Below are 17,839 nucleotides of genomic sequence, written 5' to 3' on the forward strand. Positions count from 1 at the left end.
CAGGGTTTTTTCCGCCACAGCGTTTTCCCACAGGCTGGCGGGATGCGATCCGTTCGGCAGAGCGTTGTCTGCAGAAGAGGAACCGGTTTGGCATCGATATGGCGTTATCTTCTGGCAGGTCTTGGTCTGGCTGCCTTGCTGGTCGGCATTCTCGCGGTCGTTTACCTGACGGCGCCGCGGTCGGCGCGGCCCGCCGGCCCGGATGTCTCTCGGACGAAGAACACCGCCAACGGGCTGTTCGTGGCAAGCTTCGCGCCGGAGCGAGGCGTTGTGCGGCTAGGCCAACTGCAATCCTGGCTGCTGACGCTGAAGACAAAGGCTGGAGCTCCGGTGGAAGGGGCGGCGATCGCGATCTCCGGCGGCATGCCGCTGCACAGTCACGGCCTGCCGACCAGCCCGCAAGCGACCGACTATCTCGGCGACGGGCGTTACCGGATCGAAGGGGTGAAATTCACCATGAGCGGCTGGTGGCAGCTGCATTTCGCTATCTCGGCCACCGCAGGCTCCGATACGGTGCTCTTCAACGTGGTGCTGTGAGCAGGACATGAGGCGGCGTTCGCGTTTTCTGGCGCTAATGGTGGCCGTTGTCCTTACCGGTTGCACGAAGCCGGATTTTTCCGACGCCGAGAAGACGACCATCGCCTCGCTGGCGCTGTCGTCGCTGCCGGCGCTCAAGCCCGACACCACCAATCGTTTTGCCGACGTGCCGGCGGCTGCCGCACTCGGCTCGACGCTGTTCTTCGACCAAGGCATGAGCGGTGACGGGTCGATATCCTGTTCGACATGCCACAAGATCGACCGCCAGTTCCAGGACGACCTGCCGCAGGCGGTCGGGGTCGGCCGTACCAGCCGGCGCACCATGCCGCTGGCCGGCGTCGCGCGCGATCCCTGGTTCTTCTGGGACGGCCGCCGCGACAGCCTGTGGGCGCAAGCGCTGACGCCGCTCGAAAACCCGCTGGAGCAGGCGGGAAACCGCACCGCCTACGCGCATTACATCAAGGCGCGCTTCGGCGAGCGCTATGAGCGCATCTTCGGGCCGCTGCCCGATCTTTCGGGCATGCCGTCGAATGCCAGCCCGCTTGGAAACGATGCCGAGAAGGCGGCCTGGAATGCGATGAGCGGCGCGCAGCGCAGCGCAATCGACGGCGTCTTTGCCAATATCGGCAAGGCGATCGCCGCCTTCGAACGCTCGATCGAGCCGGCGCCGACGCGTTTCGACCGTTTTGCGCTGGATCTCGTCACCGGCGCTGAGCCGAAAGGCCATGCGGTCTTTTCCAAGCAAGAAATCCTTGGGCTGAAACTGTTCATCGGCAAGGCCAATTGCGTGACCTGTCACAACGGCCCGCGCTTCACCGACAACAGCTTTCACAACACCGGCGTGCCACCCATTGCGGGCCTGCCGCCGGACCGCGGCCGCATCGATGCGGTGCGCCAAGTCGAAGCCGACCCGTTCAACTGTTTCGGCGCCTATCGCGATGGCGACGCCAGCGCCTGCGGCGAGTTGCGCTTCATGGTCAAGGATGGCCCGCAACTGATCCGCGCCTACAAGACGCCGTCGCTGCGCGGTGCGGCAACGCGGTCGCCCTACATGCATGCCGGGCAGTTTTCGTCGCTCGACGAGGTCGTGGCGCACTACGCCAAGGCTGCACCCAGCGTGGAGGGTACGTCCGAAGTTCATCCGCTGGGGCTGTCGGATCGTGAACGTGCGGCGCTGGTGGCTTTCCTGAAGACGCTTTCGGAGTGAGTTAGAGCCCGATCCATCCCGATGTATCGGGATGGGGCTCTACGTTTGACCATGATCTTGTCCGAAAACCGGCTTCCCCTTTTCGGGATCATGGTCATCGATCCTTGACTGTCTCCATCGCCACGAAGGTCGAGGTCTGGGCGACGTGGGGCAGGGCCGAGATGCGTTCGCCGAGGACGCGGCGGTAGGCGGCGATGTCCCTGGTGCGGACTTTCAGCAGATAGTCGAAGCTCGACGCCATCATGTGGCACTGCTCGATTTCCGGCACGGCCTGCACGGATCGGTTGAAGGCATCGAGCGCGGCGGACCTGGTGTCGGACAATTTCACCTGGACGAATGCAACATGGCCTTCGCCCATGCGCTCGCGGTCGATGATCGCCTGGTAGCCCCTGATGTAGCCGTCCTTCTCCAGCCGCTTCACCCGCGCCTGCACCGGCGTTTTCGACAGGCCGACGTTTGCCGCCAGTTCTGACATCGAAAGCCGGCCATCGCTTGCCAGCGCCGCCAGGATATTCCTGTCGATGCGGTCCAATTGGTCTTCTGTCATCGAAAATGCAGTCCATATGTCGGTTTTGAGCTGCTACGATAGATCGAATGACCTGCAATGTCGATTTCTTCGGACCGATTGAAAATTCGCATCTGTGCTAGCTTCCACCATTCGGTCCGGTGACCGCCGGCCCGATCCCTTTGCTCGATCCATGGGACCGCCATGCCAGCGCTCGATGCCATCCGCCAGCAGATCCGCGCCAACTACCTGCCCGATGAAGACGAGGCCGTGAAGCGGCTTGCCGACGCGACGGCGCTCTCCGGGAAAGACCGCAAGGCGATCTCGGCCCGCGCCGCCGATCTGGTGCGGGCGGTGCGCGGTTCGTCCGATCCCCGGCTGATGGAAGTCTTCCTCTCGGCCTATGGTCTCTCCACCAAGGAAGGCGTCGCGCTGATGTGCCTAGCCGAGGCACTGTTGCGCGTGCCCGATACCGAAACGATGGACGACCTCATCGCCGACAAGATCGCGCCGCACGACTGGTCGGCGCATTCGGGCGGTTCGAGCTCCATCTTCGTCAACGCCTCGACTTGGGCGCTGATGCTGACCGGCCGCGTCCTCGATGAAGGCGAGGGCGGCATCGAGGGCACGCTGCGCTCTATGGTGCGGCGGTTGGGCGAACCGGTCATCCGCAAGGCGGTGGCCGCCGCCATGCGCGAGATGGGCGAGCAGTTCGTGCTCGGCCGCACCATCACGGAAGCCGTCAAGCGCGGCCGGCCGATGACGCAGAAGGGCTATCTCTATTCCTTCGACATGCTGGGCGAGGCGGCCCGCACCGAGGCCGACGCCTTGCGCTATCACAAGGCCTATGCCGACGCGATTTCGTCGCTCGATTCCGGCTCCAACGGTCCTGACATCAGGCAGAACCACGGCATTTCGGTCAAGCTTTCGGCGCTGCATCCTCGCTACGAGGTGGCGCAGAAGGAAGAGATGCTGCCTGTGATGGCCGAGCGGCTCTTGTCGCTGGCGCTTGCCGCGCGCCATTCGCGTATGGGCCTCAACATCGATGCCGAGGAGGCCGATCGCCTCGATCTGTCGCTCGACGTCATCGAGCGGGTGCTGGCCGAGCCGGAGCTCGCCGGCTGGAACGGCTTCGGCGTGGTGGTGCAGGCGTATGGGCCACGCGCGGCTTTCGCCATCGATTGGCTCTATGCGCTGGCCAGGAAATACGACCGCAACATCATGGTGCGGCTGGTCAAGGGTGCCTATTGGGACACCGAGATCAAGCGGGCGCAGACGCTCGGACTGTCAGGCTATCCCGTCTTCACCCGCAAGACCAACACCGACGTTTCCTACATGGCTTGCGCGAAAAAGCTGCTATCGATGACCGACCGCATCTATCCGCAATTCGCCACCCACAATGCCCACACCGTCGCCGCCATCTTGGCGATGGCGGATAATCGCCATTCCTTCGAGTTCCAGCGCCTGCACGGCATGGGCGAGGCGCTGCACGAGACGGTGCGCCGGTCCGAAGGCACGCGCTGCCGCATCTACGCGCCGGTCGGTGCGCATTCCGATCTGCTGGCCTATCTGGTCCGCCGGTTGCTGGAGAACGGCGCCAATTCCTCCTTCGTGCACCAGCTGACCGACGAGGACGTCGAGCCGGAGGACATTGCGCGCGATCCGCTCGAAACGGTCGAGAGCCAGGGTCCGGCCGCCAATCCGGCGATTGCCCGGCCTTCCGAGATTTTTGGGGCCGAGCGTCGCAATTCGAAAGGATTCGACATCACCGACACGGTGACGCTGGCGGCGATCGACAAGGCCAGGGCGGCCTTCGCTGGGCCGGATCGTTGGCATGCCAAGCCGATCACCCGTGCCGCCGGCTACGGCAAGCAGCGTCCCATAGTCAACCCAGCAAAGCCTTCCGAAGTGGTCGGTACGGTCAGCGAAGCCGCCGCCAAGCAAGTCGCGACCGCCGTGCGCTTTGCGGTGGAAGCGCAGCCGGCATGGGCAAAACGTTCCGTCGCCGAGCGCGCTGCCATCCTCAACCGTGCCGCCGATCTCTATGAAGCCAATGCCGTCGAGTTCTTTGCACTCGCCACCCGCGAGGCCGGCAAATCGCTGGCCGACGGCGTCGCCGAAGTGCGCGAGGCGGTCGACTTCCTGCGCTACTACGCCACCGAGGCGGCTAATGCGGAGGCGGGCACGCAAGCGCGCGGCGCCATCGTGTGCATTTCGCCGTGGAATTTCCCGCTCGCCATCTTCACCGGCCAGATCGCGGCCGCACTTGTCACCGGCAATTCGGTCATCGCCAAGCCGGCCGAGCAGACGCCGCTGATCGCCTTCCGGGCTGTCGAGCTGCTGCGCGGGGCCGGTGTGCCGGAAGACGTCATCCAGTTGCTCCCTGGCGACGGCCCATCGGTCGGCGGGCCGCTTACATCAGATCCGCGCATCGCCGGCGTCTGCTTTACCGGCTCGACCGAGGTCGCCAAGCTGATCGAGAAGCAACTGGCCGAGACGGCCGCGCCCAACGCCATGCTGATCGCCGAGACGGGCGGCCTCAACGCCATGATCGTTGATTCCACCGCGCTGCCCGAACAGGCGGTGCGTGACATCCTCGCCTCGGCTTTCCAGAGTGCCGGCCAGCGTTGCTCGGCACTGCGCGTGCTCTATGTGCAGAAGGACGTGGAGAAGAAGATGCTGGAGATGCTGAAGGGCGCCATGGAGGCGCTCAGCATCGGCGATCCCTGGCGGATTTCGACCGATGTCGGCCCTGTCATCGACGACGAAGCGCAAAGCTCGATCCGCGAGTACTGCACGAAAATGGGCCTGCAGGGCCGGCTGATCGCCAAGCTCGAGGCGCCGAAGGAAGGTCGCTTCGTCGCGCCGCATGTTTTCCGGGTCAAGGGTATCGAGGACATGGAGCGCGAGGTGTTCGGGCCGGTGCTGCATGTCGCTACGTTCGACGCCGACGAAATCGACGCGGTCATCGCCGCCATCAACCGCAAGGGCTATGGCCTGACCTTCGGCCTGCACACCCGTATCGAGGGCCGCGTGCAGCATTTCGTCGACGGCATCTATGCCGGCAACATCTACGTCAACCGCAACCAGATCGGCGCCGTGGTCGGCTCGCAGCCGTTTGGTGGCGAGGGGCTTTCAGGCACCGGGCCGAAGGCCGGCGGCCCGCACTACCTCCGCCGGTTCCGCAAAGGGCCGGAGGCTGGCACCCATTTGCAGGATGGCCATAAGGTCACGGCGACCGAGCTTGCCGACAATCTGCCTGATCCCACACTTGGCGGCTGGTCGACGCGTCCGGACCGGATCGCCATTCTGAGGAAGCATCTGCGCGGCAAGGGTGCTGCGGCCATAGGTGCGGCCGCCGGCATCGATTTCGGCCAGATCGACCTGCCCGGGCCGACCGGCGAGGCCAACACGCTCTCGCTCTCGCCACGCGGACGGGTGCTGTGCCTCGGTCCCGATGGCGATACGCTGCTGGCGCAGACGATCCAGGCGCTCGCCGCCGGCAATGCGGTGCTGGCCGTGGCGCCCGGCGCACCGGCTGCCCTTTCCCCATTGACCGGCAAGGGCTTGCCGCTGGCCGCCATCGATGGTCGGCCGGATCCGGTCGAAGCACGCTCACTGCGCGTCGATGTCGTCGCCTTTTCGGGCACGCCGGAGGCTGCACGCATCGTGCGCAAGGTCATCGCCGACCGCTCCGGCCCGATCGTGCCGCTGGTCAGCGAGGTACTGAACCCGGCGGCCTATGCACATGAACGGGCTGTCTGCGTCGACACCACCGCCGCCGGCGGCAATGCGAGCCTGCTGGCCGGAGCTTGAGCCCGGCCAGTATTTAAGCGCCTTCGACGACCGAAAAACCTTCGAACTGGGGGTGACCGAGATAGTGGACCTTCGTCGTGCCGACATTTCGATGGGCGGCGCGGAAATTCTCCGACTTGGTCCAGGCGATGAAATCCTCGTGGCTCGCCCACACCGTGTGCGACGCAAACAGCGTGTAGCCTTCGGTCTCGTTGACCGGGCCACGCAGCAGGTGGAATTCCCGAAAACCCTTCATCTCAGCGAGGCTGGAATCGCGGTTCTTCCACACGGCTTCGAAATCGTTCTCCGAGCCGGTCTGCACCTTGAAGCGGTTCATGGCGATGTACATGGCGGTTCCTTTCGTGCGGATGTTGATGATTGGCGGCTGCAGCGTTTGTTCTGCGCACATTCAAAATGGGCCGATTTCGGTCTCGAACTCCAAATTTGCGCTTGCTGCCTGTGGTGGAATTGGAGGGAAGGGGGCTGCCTTGCGGACAATGCCAAGCGCCGCCTGATCGAAAGCCGCCGACCCTGAGGTCTCCAGGATGCGCAACTCGTTTATGTTGCCCTTCCTGCCTATGACGAATGTGACAACCGCATTGTTGCGTGCCGCCAGCTGTAGGGAAGGCGGGAGGGTGCGATTGACGCTGCCGAGTTTTCTAAAAACATCGCCGCGGTAATTGTCTTCCGCGGCCGTGCCTGCCTCTTTTTGCCTTTTGCCCTTGCTGGCTGCTTGCGCCGACCGGTCCTCGCCATTCGCCGTGCCGCGCTTCTCATCCGCCGTCTTTGAAGGGGCAGCTGCCGACGTTGGCCTGGCGCTGGGGATCGGTGGCTGCTCTGGAACGGCGACAGGCACTTCGGCGCTCTCGGCCTGCACGATCGGCTGCGCCGGCGTTTCGGCCTTGGGAGCCACGCTCTGGTCATCGGGGCGAGGGGCGCCGGCCACCAATATGTCGGGCGTCACCGTCTGCTGTTTGGCAGGTTCCGGCAAAGGCTTGAGCGGCTTTGCTGCGTCCTTCGCGGGTTGCGAAGGCTCTGTTGGCGGCGTTGGCTTGGGCGGCGTTGCTGGCTGTGGTGTGGCGGGTTGCGGGTTCGGCACCAGTGCAACGTTTATTGCCGTCGGGTCCTTGTCCAGCGCGCTGCCGACCACGTTGGTGCCCGACTGTTCACTGCCTTCCGGCTGCTCGGCATCTTGGAAACTGGAAATCCCCGTAGGGGAGATCAGAAAGGCCGCTGCCACCGCGGCATGGAGCAGGCAGGAGACGACGATCGCCGCCGTCCACTTGCGGTTCCAGGCCGATGGCCGCGGCAGCGCGAGCGGCTCGGTTGGCTCTATCGCCAGCTCGGCGCTGGCTTCGGGGAGGGGACTGATATCCTGCATGTCTCGCCGCGAGACCTGCAGCGACAAGAGCAGAATTGTCAAATCAAGATCGTTCGCTCGCAGCGGCAGTCGGCAGTGGCCGGCAACTGGCCACGCCGCATTGTTTTGCAGGAATGCGGGATGCAGTCCCACCTCAGACGCCGAAAGCGATCCCGGTCTTGGTGTCCGTCTTCAGCTTGCGCATGCAGGCGTTCGGTTCGACGCCGGTACCGGTGCATTCGGTCGCGCTGTTGATCAGCACGCGGCTGACTTTCGAGCACTCGGTGCCGGCCAGATCGAAACGCGTCACCTTGGTCTTGCCCGCCGGCAATTCCTTGAAATCGAGCACGGTCAGCCGGTCGACGACGCCTGCCTCGTTGAACAAGGCGATCTCGAACGCAGCCTTGGACAGGTCGGCGCCGAGATTGTTGTTGACCACGAACGTCAGGCGGCAACCCTTGTCGGAAGGTTGCGCACCATTGAGTTCTAGGGTGAGTGCGGGGACCGGCGCGGACTCTTGTGCCCACGCCGGAACCATCGCAAGCGACATCGCCAGCATCGAGGTCAGCAGACGAAGGGATGTCATCAAGCTCGTCATGGTCATCAGCCTCCAAATCGCATCGTCGCCGCCAGCTTCAGAGTGACGCCGGGCTCGTAGGCCGCGAAGACCGGCTGCGGCGGCTGGCCGGCCGTGGTCAGGTTGAGCGGGTTGGCGTATTTGACATCGAACAGATTGTCGGCGCGGAAATCAATCTTCAAATTGTCCGTCGCCTGGTAGCTGGCAAAAGCATTGACCAGCGTGTAGTCCTCGGCGATCGGATTGCCCTTGGGCTTGCCATTGTATTGCACTTCGCCGCCCACGGTCAGCTTGTCCTCGAGGAAGCGTAAGCCGAGCTGCGCGGTGACCTGGGATGAGGGGATGGTCAGCAGGTCGGCCCGAACGTCCTTGTAGGAAATGGTATGACCATTGGTGATTGAGGCCGAAAGCCCGGCATAGCCCCATCCGGCATCATAGACGCCCTCAAGTTCGAAGCCGTCGATCTTGGCCTTGGCAAAATTCTGGTACTGGAAGCATATCGGGATACCGGGTCCGCTCGGGCAGCCGGCTGTCGGGTCAAACCGCGACAGGGTAACGCCATCGATGTAGTCTTCGACATCGTTGTTGAAATAGGCTGCCTTGATGCGCAGCGCATCGCCGGCTTCGAGGATGTCATTCTGCTTGTAGTTGACGCCGAATTCGACGGTCTTTCCGGTTTCCGGCCGCAGATTGGGATTGGGCAGGAACGGGAAGGTGACACCCGCCGGATGGCGACCGCTGATCAGTGTTTCCGACAGGGAGGGTGACCGGTATCCTTCCGCATAGGTGCCGTAGAATTGCAGGCCGGCAAGGCTGGCGCTGTCGAAAGGCGAGACGCCGACGGTGATGCGCGGCGACAACCGGTCCCCCGACGTTTCGTGTGTGTCATCCTTGAGGCTGTAATTGTCGTAACGCAGCCCGGCGATGACTTCGAGCCACTCCCAGGTGAGCTTGTCCTGGACATAGGCGCCGGAGACGTTCCGCTTACCGGAAGGCGTATAGAAGCTGTCGCCACCGGCCGTGCCGCCGGTCTCGACGTTATCGCCGGCCCAGTCGCCGCCATAGGTCAGTTCGTGCGCGATGGCGGCAGTCTCGAATCTGGACGTGTTCCAAATGTCGATGCTGGTCGTGCCGATGTCGAATGTCGATGTCGAGCCAGCCGGCAAAACAACGGGAAGGCCGGTGCTCGGATCAAACCGGTTGAGAGGCACGAGGCTGGTCAGATCGAGATTGGTCTTGTTGTAGGAGGTGTTGATATGGAGATCGAGCCAGCTCTTGTCCTCATCCGTAATGTTGTAGCGGGCGGTGAAGGTGTTCGACTTCAGGTCGACCTCATTGACCGGCACGCCGCCGCTGATCTCGTTCCAGCCGTCGCTTGAGCCGACCCAACCGAGCTTCAGTTCGCTGTTGTCGGTCGGGCGGATGGTGGTCTTGAGCAGACCGCTCAGCACATCGAAGCCCGTGCCCTTGACCGTGTCGCCACCGCCATCCTTGTAGTCGTCATAGTTGCGGTAGACGATGTTGCCGAGCACATCCCAGTTCTCGTTGAGGCGGTAGGCACCGGATGCGCTTGTTGTCCAGCCCTTGCCGTTGCTCTCATAGCGTCCCGTGACGGAGCCGGCCCATGTTTCTTCCGGCTTGAGGAAATCCTCGGCGTCCTTGGTATCGAAGAAGACAACGCCGCCGATGGCGCCCGAGCCGTAGGTGTTGGCGACAGGACCGCGGATCACGTCGACGGATTTGACGAGTTCGGGGTCGATGTAGAAGGTCGACTGCGTGCCGTGGTCTGAGCGCTGGAAATTCTGGCGCGCGCCATCGACGATCACCGCGACGCGGCCGAAATCCTGCAATCCGCGGATGTTGATGCTGGTGCTGACACGCCTGGCGTCGGCCTGCGCGGCGACGCCAGGCACGCCGAGCAGCATCTCGTTCGGCGTCGTCGCCATGCGGCGGTCGAGCTGTTCCTGGCCGACATGGCTGGTCGATGCCAGCGATTCGATCGCCGTTTCGCCGGTGCGGCTGATGACGAGGATCTTGTCGAGCAGCGTTGCGCCCGCTTGTGCCGCCTTTTCTTCGTCGGCCTTCTTCGTTTGATCTGTCTGCTGGTCCGCCGGCTGCGCCGCCTGCTGAGCGTTGGCCAGCTGCGCCGACAAGGCGATCGCCGCCACGCTTGCCAGCAAAGCCGCTGCGCCGTTCGCCGCCGACCGGCCGCGCCATTCCCAAGTCACAAACCCCATGCCCCAACTCCAAAGTCCAGGTTTCATGCTGGCTGGCCCGGGGCTGGCTGGCATTTTTGATCATGTCCGGGGTCTTAAATGTTGACTCATTTAATCCGGTATTGCACTGACTAGTAAACATGATTATTCAAGTCAAGAAATGAATCGGATTACGCAACGCCTAGCCAGACGCCCGGCACAGGAAAGGGATCCATCCAGATGAACACCCACAATCCCAACGATTTTCGCTATCGCGTCCGCCGTTCCGACGATGCCTCCGCCCGTTTCGACCGGGTTCCGCTGGCGGTGCGAACCCTGTCCAGCAACACCCTGTTCCAGGGCGAGCACGAGATCGGCATCGAGCATCATGGCGCGCTCTATCGGCTGAAGATCACCCGCCAGGGCAAGCTCATTCTCAACAAGTAAGGCAAGGCCACAGGGACCAAGACATGGACCAGCGCGTAAAACCCGCCCCGCATGAAATCCGGCGGGCACGGACAGACAATCCGAAGACGCGCGAGCGTGATCTCGCCGCCCAGCTCGGCATTTCGGAGGCCGAGCTGGTCGCAGCCCACTGCGGCGACGGCGTCGTCCGTGTCGAGCCACGCGTCAACGATCTTTTGACCGGTCTCGAAGCCGTCGGCGAGGTCATGGCGCTGACCCGCAATGAAAGCGCGGTGCACGAGAAGATCGGCGTCTATGACAAAGTCGTCACCGGCAACCACAATGCCATGGTGCTTGGCGAAAACATCGACCTGCGCATCTTCCCGAAGGTCTGGGCACACGGCTTTGCCGTCGAGAAGCGAGACGGCGACGAAATCCGCCGCAGCCTGCAGTTTTTCGATGCGGCGGGCGAGGCCGTGCACAAGGTGCATTTGCGTCCGGCCTCCAGCCTCTATGCCTATCAGAAACTGGTTGCCGCGCTCGAATCGTCCAATCAGGAGCCGACGGTCGACATTTCAGGACCACTCCCCGATGACGAGATCTATGGCGACGAAACGACCGCCAATCTCGACGATCTCCGCGACCGCTGGAGCCGGCTGACCGATGTGCACCAGTTCTTCGGCATGCTGAAGACGCTGAAGCTCAGCCGCCGGCAGGCGGTCCGCCTGGTCGGGCAAGACTATGCCTGGCAGCTCGACAATGATGCCGTCCGTGCCATGTTTCATCACGCTGCGGAGGGCGAGATGCCGATCATGTGCTTTGTGGGAAACCGCGGCTGTATCCAGATCCATTCCGGTCCGATCAAGTCGATCAAGCCGATGGGGCCATGGATCAACGTGCTGGACGAAACCTTCCACCTGCATTTGCGGACCGACCACATCCAGGAGGTCTGGGCGGTGCGCAAGCCGACCAAGGACGGTCATGTCACCTCGCTTGAGGTCTATGACGTCGACGGCAAGATGTTCATCCAGTTCTTCGGCAAGCGTCATGAAGGCGAAAGCGAGCGGGACGACTGGCGCTTCCTGGCGGAAAACCTGCCGCGCATCCCAAACCCGACCGCAGCCTGAGGAAAATGCGATGCGTTTTTTCCCAAGATTGTCGACCGTGCGCGGATCTATTTTCGGGCCGGTGATCGGTCTCTCCATGGCTGTTATCGCATTGCAATCCGCTAGCGCCATGGAAGGCACGGCCGTGTTTGCCGATCCTTCGAAAATCGTGGCCGTTGGCGGCTCGATCACCGAGATCGTCTATGCGCTCGGCGAGGAAAAGCATCTGGTGGCTCGCGATTCCACCAGCCGGTACCCAAAGGCGGCGCTTGAGCTGCCCGATGTCGGCTACATGCGCGCGCTGTCGCCGGAGGGGGTGCTGTCGGTTAACCCGACCGGCATCCTGGCGCTGCATGGCAGCGGTCCCAAGCAAGCCGTCGATGTCTTGAAGAAGACGAGCGTCCCGTTCATCGAAGTGCCCGAGCACTATAGCCACAAAGGCATCCTCGAAAAGGTCCGTATCGTCGGCAAGGCGCTCGGCGTCGATGCCAAGGCCGAGGTGCTCGCCGGGGAGCTCGATGCCAAGCTCACGGCAGCTGAGAAGCAGACGGCGTCGATCAAGGAGCGCAAGCGCATCCTGTTCGTGCTGTCGATACAGGGCGGCAAGATCCTGGCGGCCGGAAGCGAGACCGCGGCCGACGGTATGGTCAAGCTGGCTGGCGGCGTCAACGCGGTCGAGGGCTTTTCCGGCTACAAGCAAATGTCCGACGAGGCGATCATAACCGCCAGACCGGACGTGATCCTGATGATGAGCAATGCCGGGCCTCCGGTGTCGGACGACGAACTGTTCGGCAATCCGTCGATCGCCTCGACGCCGGCCGGAACGGCGCGCAAGCTGATCCGCATCGACGGTGCCTATCTGCTCGGCTTCGGGCCACGCACGGCCGATGCCATCCACGACCTCGCTGTCTCGCTTTATGGCGGGCAGGTCACGGACTGAACGGGCGGATCATGGTCGATCAATCGATCGCCGGCCCGGTGATGGCAAGCGTATCCGAAGGCGACCGGTCGGGCCGCGCCCGCATCGTCATCCTTCTGCTGTGCCTGGGGCTCGCGGCTGCCATTTTTCTGTCGCTGACATCGGGGGCTTCGGACGCTTCGGCCGTCAACGTCATTGGCGACTGGCTGTTCGGCACAGTGCCTGATGACGCCGCGGTGAGCGCCCGCGACAGCCTGATTGTCTACGACATCCGCCTGCCGCGCATCATTCTCGGCATGCTGGTCGGCGCGGCGCTCGCGGTCTCCGGCGCGGTCATGCAGGGACTGTTCCGCAATCCGCTGGCCGACCCCGGCCTGATCGGCGTCTCGGCCGGCTCCAGCCTCGGCGCGGTTGCCGTCATCGTGCTCGGCGCCACGATATTGGCTCCGGTGACCGTCTTGCTCGGCACGCTCGCATTGCCGCTGGCGGCCTTCTGTGGCGGGCTCGCCACCACGCTGGTGCTTTATCAGGTCGCGACGCGGCGGGGGCAAACCTCGGTTGCCACAATGCTGCTTGCCGGCATCGCGCTGGCGGCGCTCGCCATGGCGCTGACCGGCATCCTCATCTTCATGGCCGACGATCGCCAGTTGCGCGACCTGACCTTCTGGCAACTCGGATCGCTCGGTGGCGCGACCTGGGCGAAGATCGCGTCGGTAGGGCCGATCATCGTGCTGGCGCTGGCGGCGATGCCGTTCCTGGCACGCGGCCTCAACGCGCTGGCGCTTGGCGAGGCGACCGCCGGTCATCTCGGCATTCCGGTGCAGCGGTTGAAATACACGGCTATCGTCGGCGTCTCTGCCGCGGTCGGCGCATCCGTCGCCGTCAGCGGCGGCATCGGCTTCGTCGGCATCGTGGTGCCGCATCTGCTGCGCCTGCTGATTGGTCCGGACAATCGCTATCTGCTGCCGGCGTCGGCGCTGCTCGGCGCCTCGCTGCTGCTTCTGGCCGATGCGGTCGCACGCACCATCGTTGCGCCGGCCGAACTGCCGATAGGCATCGTCACCGCGATAGCGGGCGCGCCGTTTTTCCTTTGGATCCTGCTGCGCAAGCGCGGCGTGGTTGATTTGTGAGGCTTGATGATCGAGGCCAAGGATGTTTCGGTTGATATCGCCGGCAAGCCTATCGTCAGTGGTGTCGATTTCCACGCGCGGCCCGGCGAGATCGCCGCCATCGTCGGCCCCAATGGTTCGGGCAAGACGACCTTCCTCAAAGCACTCTCCGGCGAACTCGCCTATACCGGGCGCGTTGCCCTCAACGGCCGAGATCTCTCGACGATGAAGCCGGTCGAGGTGGCCGTCCATCGCGCTGTGCTGCCGCAGGCGACGACGCTGTCGTTCCCGTTCACCGTGCGGGAAGTGGTCAAGCTTGGCCTTGTCGGCGGCCGCTCAGGCGTCCTGCCGGGCGAGGATGCGCGGCTGCCGGAACGGGCGCTGGCGCGTGTCGATCTCGACGGCTTTGCCGGCCGTTTCTACCAGGAGCTTTCGGGCGGCGAGCAACAGCGCGTTCAGCTCGCACGCGTGCTGTGCCAGGTCTGGGCGCCGGTGCTCGACGGCAAGCCGCGCTTTCTGTTCCTCGACGAGCCGGTTTCCAGTCTCGACATCAAGCACCAGCTGATCATCATGAACATTGCCCGCGACTTCGCCAGAAGGGGCGGCGGCGTGGTCGCCATCCTGCACGACCTCAATCTGACGGCCATGTATGCCGACCGGATCTTCGTCATGCATCGCGGCCGGCTCGCCGCCACCGGGTCGCCGCGGGATGTGCTGAGCGATGACCTGATCGAAAAAGTGTTCGACTGCCGGCTCAGGGTCGGCGTGCTGCCGGCCGGCAATATGCCGTTCGTGCTGCCTCAGTCAGCAGCTTAATTTATTGCAAACCTAGCCCGCGCCCCTGGCTGGGCTAGGCAGCCGGGGCGCGGCGCTCCAACATGTCGATGCCGAGCAGGTTGCGCACATTCGGCCGCGCCGCTACCAGATCGGCGATCGTGTAGCGGGCGAGCACGGCGAAGAACGCGTTCAGCGCCTCGCGCAGCGCCGAGTTCAGCGCGCAGCTGTCGACCAGCGGGCATTCGGCGGCATCGTTCTCGAAGCATTCGGCCATGGCGAAGCTCTCTTCTGTCACGCGCACGACATCGAACAGGCTGATGGCTTCGGCGGCACGGCCAAGCTTGACGCCGCCATTCCTGCCCCGCACGGTCTGGACAAGGCCGTGCTCGACCAGGGGCTGCAGGATCTTGAACAGGAAAAGCTCCGACACCGAATACGCGGCCGCGATCTCCGGGATGCGGCTCAATCGGTCATCATTGGCCGCGCAATACATCAAGATGCGCATGGCATAATTGGTCTGGCGCGTAAGCCGCATTTTGTCCTCACAAGGCACTGGTGCGGTGCAACCACGCCAGATCTGGAAATTCTTGCTGATGCGGCTTTGACCCGAATTTCCGGATTCGCCACATTGGCTCGGGCGGAATATGGCCTATACCTTGGAATAATTCCAGACTAGCTTCGTGCGATAGATGAATTTTCTCCTCAACTTTGTGTGCGCAGCCGGAGAAGATGCCGGACGAAACCCGCTGTCGCGGGTATTTCGGCGCTCGGAACACTAAATAGGCTGAGATCGACGAGGAGCGGCTCACCCATGTCACAATCGGCTTCGCCCCTGGCGCCGGTCCGTTTCGATGCCGAAGCGGATGCCAAGCTTTCCGCGTTGCGGCGGACGAAATTCCTCGCGGCCGCCGCGCTGGCGCTTTGCGTGGCGGTGTTTGCGCTCGCCAAATCGTTCGAGCACATCCACCCGTGGCTCGGCTTCGTCGCTGCCTTTGCCGAGGCGGCGACCATCGGCGGGCTGGCCGACTGGTACGCGGTGGTGGCGCTGTTCAGGCGACCTCTGGGGCTGCCGATCCCGCACACCGCCATCATACCCGAGAACCAGAACCGCATCGCCGACAATCTCGGCCGCTTCATCGAGGTCAACTTCCTGGCGCCTGAACCGGTGCGTGAAAAGCTCGCCGAGGTCGATTTCTCGGCACTCGTCGCCGACTGGCTGGCCGATGCGGAGCGCGCCGCCGGCCTGTCGCGCTTCGTCGTGCGGCTGGTGCCGCAGACGCTGGCGGCGATAGAGCAATCCGGCCTGCGCGGCTTCGTCACCAGCCGCATGCTCGAACAGATTGAAAAGGTGCCGCTGGCGCCGCTGGCCGCCGAGCTGTTGTCAGCGCTTACCGACGACCGCCGCCACCAGAAACTGTTCGACGAGTTCACCAAGGTGATCGGCAGGTTCCTCAATGACGAACAGGCGCTGGCGACGATGCGCGAGAAGATCCGCGAGGAACTGCCGTCGCTGTTCAACCTGTTCCGCGCCGACGCCTATCTCCTGAAGAAGATCGTCGCCTCGGCCGGTTCGCTGCTCGACGAGGTGAGGGCCGATCCCGATCACCCGATGCGCGCCGAATTCGACCATTTCGCTCAAGGCTTCATCGAAAAGCTGAGGACATCGAAGCAATACGCCAAACGTGCCGAGAAGCTGAAGCGCGATTTCCTGGCCCGGCCGGAAGTCAGGGGATTGGCCGGCGACATGTGGGCAAGCCTCAGCCAGTTCATCGAGCAGGACGCCAAGGCGCCGAATTCGGTTGTCCGCGCGCATCTTGCCAACATGTTCGTCGAGGTCGGCCGCCATCTTGCCGGCGATGCGCAGATCCGGGCCGACATGAACCAGGGGTTCGTGGTGGCGCTGGCGTCGTTCGTGGAGAGCCAGAAGGCCGGCGTGTCGACATTCATCGCCGACCAGGTCAAGCGCTGGGACCTTGCCCAGCTGACGCGGCTGATCGAGATGAACATCGGCAAGGACCTGCAATACATCCGCTTCAACGGCATGATCATCGGCGGCCTCGCCGGTGTCGTGCTCTATGTGGCCGAGCGGCTGTTCCTCGTGAATTGATGCGCGGCCCGATTGGCGCTCATTCCTCCGCGTTCATGGACTCGCGGCATGCGAGTGCTATTCTCCCGCCGAGGGTGCCCGCATCATGCGGCAAAGGGGAGCAAACGAGCATGGCAAAACAACCGGAATCCGATTCTTTCATGGACATGTTCGGCAGGTTCGGCCGCGACCTGAAGGTGCCCAATGTCGATGTCGAGGCGATCCTCGCCCATCATCGCAAGAACATCGAAGCGCTGGAGAAATCGGCACGAGCCGGTGCCGCCGGCGCCACCTCGCTGTTGTCCCGGCAGCGCGAGATGCTGCAGGATACGCTGCGCGAGGTCACCGATATCGCGCAAAGCTACAGGGCGCCGGGCAATCCGCAGGAACTGATGGCCAAACGGAGGGAGTTTGCCAGGAAGTCCTTCGAGGCCGCGTTGAAGAATGCGGGCGAAGTGGCTGAACTGGTCAAGAAATCCGGTGCCGAATCGGTCGACATCCTGCGCACCCGCATCAAGGAGGCGATGGAGGAAATCCGCGCCGGCTACGAGAAGAAGTAGCGGATGTGGCCGGGGCCGGCTCATTGCTGCCGACAGCGCCCTGAAGCCCGGAAAGCCCGATTTGACCTGCGACTGCGCCGGCGGCGTGGCACGATTGCGGCCGAAATCGACGGAACGGATTCGCGCAGAGCGAATTGACAGAGGCCGTCAGTTCGTGGTCCGGAGGCTCTGGAAGCGATCGGGAAACCAGGAATGAACGAAATACGGCCTAAAACGCCGCCTACCTACGAGCAGTTGAGGACGATGGCCGGGCTGGAACTCGGCGTGTCGGAGTGGACGACGGTCGACCAGAACCGCATCGACCAGTTCGCTGAATGCACCGGCGACCATCAATGGATTCATGTCGACCCTGAAAGGGCGCGGCGGCAAAGCCCGTTCCGCACGACGATCGCGCATGGCTATCTGACGCTGTCGATCATCGGCGCACTGGCGCTCGGCATGGGCATCGTGCCCGAGAGTACGCAGGCCGCCTTCAATTATGGCTTCGACAAGGTACGCTTCCTGGCACCGGTCAAGGTCGGTGCCCGCATCAGACTGCGCATCACGCTGCTGTCCATGGAGGACAGGGGCCCCGGCCAGTATCTGATGAAGGCCGCCAACACGGTCGAGATCGAAGGCGAGGAAAAGCCTGCTTTGATGGCCGAAACGCTGGTCATGCTTTATGAACGCCGCAAGCGGGCAGGGGCGTGAGAGGCTGTTCA

Annotated in this window: 17 protein-coding genes; 11 read left to right on the top strand and 6 right to left on the bottom strand. The window is 63.5% G+C overall.

Annotation, left to right across the window (positions count from 1 at the left end):
• Positions 1 to 87 precede the first annotated feature (87 nt).
• Entirely contained in the window at positions 88 to 537 is a 450-nt protein-coding gene (locus EOA19_RS14360; RefSeq protein ID WP_023812254.1) for a FixH family protein, read from the top strand.
• Positions 538 to 544: 7 nt separating this feature from the next.
• Positions 545 to 1,744: a cytochrome c peroxidase gene (locus EOA19_RS14365; RefSeq protein ID WP_128303985.1), complete on the top strand. Its 1,200-nt coding sequence runs from the start codon at positions 545 to 547 to the stop codon at positions 1,742 to 1,744.
• 94 nt (positions 1,745 to 1,838) lie between these two features.
• Here the strand turns inward: EOA19_RS14365 and EOA19_RS14370 are convergent, their stop codons facing one another.
• Entirely contained in the window at positions 1,839 to 2,291 is a 453-nt protein-coding gene (locus EOA19_RS14370) for an Lrp/AsnC ligand binding domain-containing protein (protein ID WP_023812252.1), read from the bottom strand.
• A 162-nt stretch (positions 2,292 to 2,453) separates the two neighbouring features.
• On the opposite strand from EOA19_RS14370, the gene putA reads away from it, so the two are divergent.
• Entirely contained in the window at positions 2,454 to 6,065 is a 3,612-nt protein-coding gene (gene putA / locus EOA19_RS14375) for a bifunctional proline dehydrogenase/L-glutamate gamma-semialdehyde dehydrogenase PutA (protein ID WP_128303986.1), read from the top strand.
• Between the two features lie 13 nt (positions 6,066 to 6,078).
• On the opposite strand, the gene EOA19_RS14380 is transcribed toward putA, so the two are convergent.
• The 4 genes from EOA19_RS14380 to EOA19_RS14395 form a co-directional block, all read right to left on the bottom strand.
• A complete protein-coding gene (locus EOA19_RS14380) occupies positions 6,079 to 6,393 on the bottom strand; it encodes an antibiotic biosynthesis monooxygenase (RefSeq protein ID WP_023812250.1) in 315 nt (104 codons plus the stop codon).
• A 60-nt stretch (positions 6,394 to 6,453) separates the two neighbouring features.
• Entirely contained in the window at positions 6,454 to 7,467 is a 1,014-nt protein-coding gene (locus EOA19_RS14385) for a TonB family protein (RefSeq protein ID WP_348629835.1), read from the bottom strand.
• A 91-nt stretch (positions 7,468 to 7,558) separates the two neighbouring features.
• Positions 7,559 to 8,002: a hypothetical protein gene (locus tag EOA19_RS14390; protein ID WP_023812248.1), complete on the bottom strand. Its 444-nt coding sequence runs from the start codon at positions 8,000 to 8,002 to the stop codon at positions 7,559 to 7,561.
• 5 nt (positions 8,003 to 8,007) lie between these two features.
• Positions 8,008 to 10,218 carry a TonB-dependent hemoglobin/transferrin/lactoferrin family receptor gene (locus EOA19_RS14395; RefSeq protein WP_128303987.1) on the bottom strand — a complete coding sequence of 737 codons (2,211 nt, stop codon included), beginning with the start codon at positions 10,216 to 10,218 and terminating at the stop codon, positions 8,008 to 8,010.
• 198 nt (positions 10,219 to 10,416) lie between these two features.
• Here EOA19_RS14395 and hemP point away from each other — a divergent pair, with 198 nt between their 5' ends.
• Genes hemP through EOA19_RS14420 form a run of 5 tightly spaced genes read left to right on the top strand, consistent with a single transcriptional unit; the run spans position 10,417 to position 14,531 of the window.
• Complete coding sequence (hemP, locus tag EOA19_RS14400) at positions 10,417 to 10,623, top strand: hemin uptake protein HemP (RefSeq protein ID WP_023757683.1); 207 nt, start codon at positions 10,417 to 10,419, stop codon at positions 10,621 to 10,623.
• A gap of 23 nt (positions 10,624 to 10,646) precedes the next feature.
• A complete protein-coding gene (locus tag EOA19_RS14405) occupies positions 10,647 to 11,708 on the top strand; it encodes a hemin-degrading factor (RefSeq protein WP_128303988.1) in 1,062 nt (353 codons plus the stop codon).
• Between the two features lie 10 nt (positions 11,709 to 11,718).
• A complete protein-coding gene (locus EOA19_RS14410) occupies positions 11,719 to 12,627 on the top strand; it encodes a hemin ABC transporter substrate-binding protein (RefSeq protein ID WP_128303989.1) in 909 nt (302 codons plus the stop codon).
• An 11-nt stretch (positions 12,628 to 12,638) separates the two neighbouring features.
• Entirely contained in the window at positions 12,639 to 13,736 is a 1,098-nt protein-coding gene (locus tag EOA19_RS14415; RefSeq protein WP_128303990.1) for an iron ABC transporter permease, read from the top strand.
• 6 nt (positions 13,737 to 13,742) lie between these two features.
• Positions 13,743 to 14,531 carry a heme ABC transporter ATP-binding protein gene (locus EOA19_RS14420; protein WP_023812243.1) on the top strand — a complete coding sequence of 263 codons (789 nt, stop codon included), beginning with the start codon at positions 13,743 to 13,745 and terminating at the stop codon, positions 14,529 to 14,531.
• A gap of 34 nt (positions 14,532 to 14,565) precedes the next feature.
• Here EOA19_RS14420 and rirA read toward each other — a convergent pair whose 3' ends face one another.
• Positions 14,566 to 15,027: an iron-responsive transcriptional regulator RirA gene (gene rirA, locus EOA19_RS14425; protein ID WP_023812242.1), complete on the bottom strand. Its 462-nt coding sequence runs from the start codon at positions 15,025 to 15,027 to the stop codon at positions 14,566 to 14,568.
• Between the two features lie 276 nt (positions 15,028 to 15,303).
• Here rirA and EOA19_RS14430 point away from each other — a divergent pair, with 276 nt between their 5' ends.
• From EOA19_RS14430 to EOA19_RS14440, 3 genes are all read left to right on the top strand, one after another.
• Positions 15,304 to 16,599, top strand: coding sequence for a DUF445 domain-containing protein (locus EOA19_RS14430; RefSeq protein ID WP_128303991.1), 1,296 nt, complete (start codon positions 15,304 to 15,306; stop codon positions 16,597 to 16,599).
• Positions 16,600 to 16,709: 110 nt separating this feature from the next.
• Positions 16,710 to 17,138 (top strand): phasin family protein, encoded by a 429-nt coding sequence (locus tag EOA19_RS14435; RefSeq protein ID WP_128303992.1) that lies wholly within the window; start codon positions 16,710 to 16,712, stop codon positions 17,136 to 17,138.
• A 192-nt stretch (positions 17,139 to 17,330) separates the two neighbouring features.
• Entirely contained in the window at positions 17,331 to 17,828 is a 498-nt protein-coding gene (locus tag EOA19_RS14440; protein WP_128303993.1) for a MaoC family dehydratase, read from the top strand.
• Positions 17,829 to 17,839: the final 11 nt, after the last annotated feature.

Source organism: Mesorhizobium sp. M7A.F.Ca.US.010.02.1.1, from assembly GCF_004023085.1.
Lineage (GTDB): Bacteria > Pseudomonadota > Alphaproteobacteria > Rhizobiales > Rhizobiaceae > Mesorhizobium.

What these genes read in the sequence shown, in the direction of transcription:
- EOA19_RS14365 (WP_128303985.1), top strand. Translation starts at nt 545, where the DNA reads ATGAGGCGGCGTTCGCGTTTTCTGGCGCTAATGGTGGCCGTTGTCCTT.
- EOA19_RS14370 (WP_023812252.1), bottom strand. Translation starts at nt 2,291, where the DNA reads ATGACAGAAGACCAATTGGACCGCATCGACAGGAATATCCTGGCGGCG.
- putA (WP_128303986.1), top strand. Translation starts at nt 2,454, where the DNA reads ATGCCAGCGCTCGATGCCATCCGCCAGCAGATCCGCGCCAACTACCTG.
- EOA19_RS14380 (WP_023812250.1), bottom strand. Translation starts at nt 6,393, where the DNA reads ATGTACATCGCCATGAACCGCTTCAAGGTGCAGACCGGCTCGGAGAAC.
- EOA19_RS14390 (WP_023812248.1), bottom strand. Translation starts at nt 8,002, where the DNA reads ATGACGAGCTTGATGACATCCCTTCGTCTGCTGACCTCGATGCTGGCG.
- EOA19_RS14395 (WP_128303987.1), bottom strand. Translation starts at nt 10,218, where the DNA reads ATGGGGTTTGTGACTTGGGAATGGCGCGGCCGGTCGGCGGCGAACGGC.
- hemP (WP_023757683.1), top strand. Translation starts at nt 10,417, where the DNA reads ATGAACACCCACAATCCCAACGATTTTCGCTATCGCGTCCGCCGTTCC.
- EOA19_RS14405 (WP_128303988.1), top strand. Translation starts at nt 10,647, where the DNA reads ATGGACCAGCGCGTAAAACCCGCCCCGCATGAAATCCGGCGGGCACGG.
- EOA19_RS14410 (WP_128303989.1), top strand. Translation starts at nt 11,719, where the DNA reads ATGCGTTTTTTCCCAAGATTGTCGACCGTGCGCGGATCTATTTTCGGG.
- EOA19_RS14415 (WP_128303990.1), top strand. Translation starts at nt 12,639, where the DNA reads ATGGTCGATCAATCGATCGCCGGCCCGGTGATGGCAAGCGTATCCGAA.
- EOA19_RS14420 (WP_023812243.1), top strand. Translation starts at nt 13,743, where the DNA reads ATGATCGAGGCCAAGGATGTTTCGGTTGATATCGCCGGCAAGCCTATC.
- rirA (WP_023812242.1), bottom strand. Translation starts at nt 15,027, where the DNA reads ATGCGGCTTACGCGCCAGACCAATTATGCCATGCGCATCTTGATGTAT.
- EOA19_RS14430 (WP_128303991.1), top strand. Translation starts at nt 15,304, where the DNA reads ATGTCACAATCGGCTTCGCCCCTGGCGCCGGTCCGTTTCGATGCCGAA.
- EOA19_RS14435 (WP_128303992.1), top strand. Translation starts at nt 16,710, where the DNA reads ATGGCAAAACAACCGGAATCCGATTCTTTCATGGACATGTTCGGCAGG.
- EOA19_RS14440 (WP_128303993.1), top strand. Translation starts at nt 17,331, where the DNA reads ATGAACGAAATACGGCCTAAAACGCCGCCTACCTACGAGCAGTTGAGG.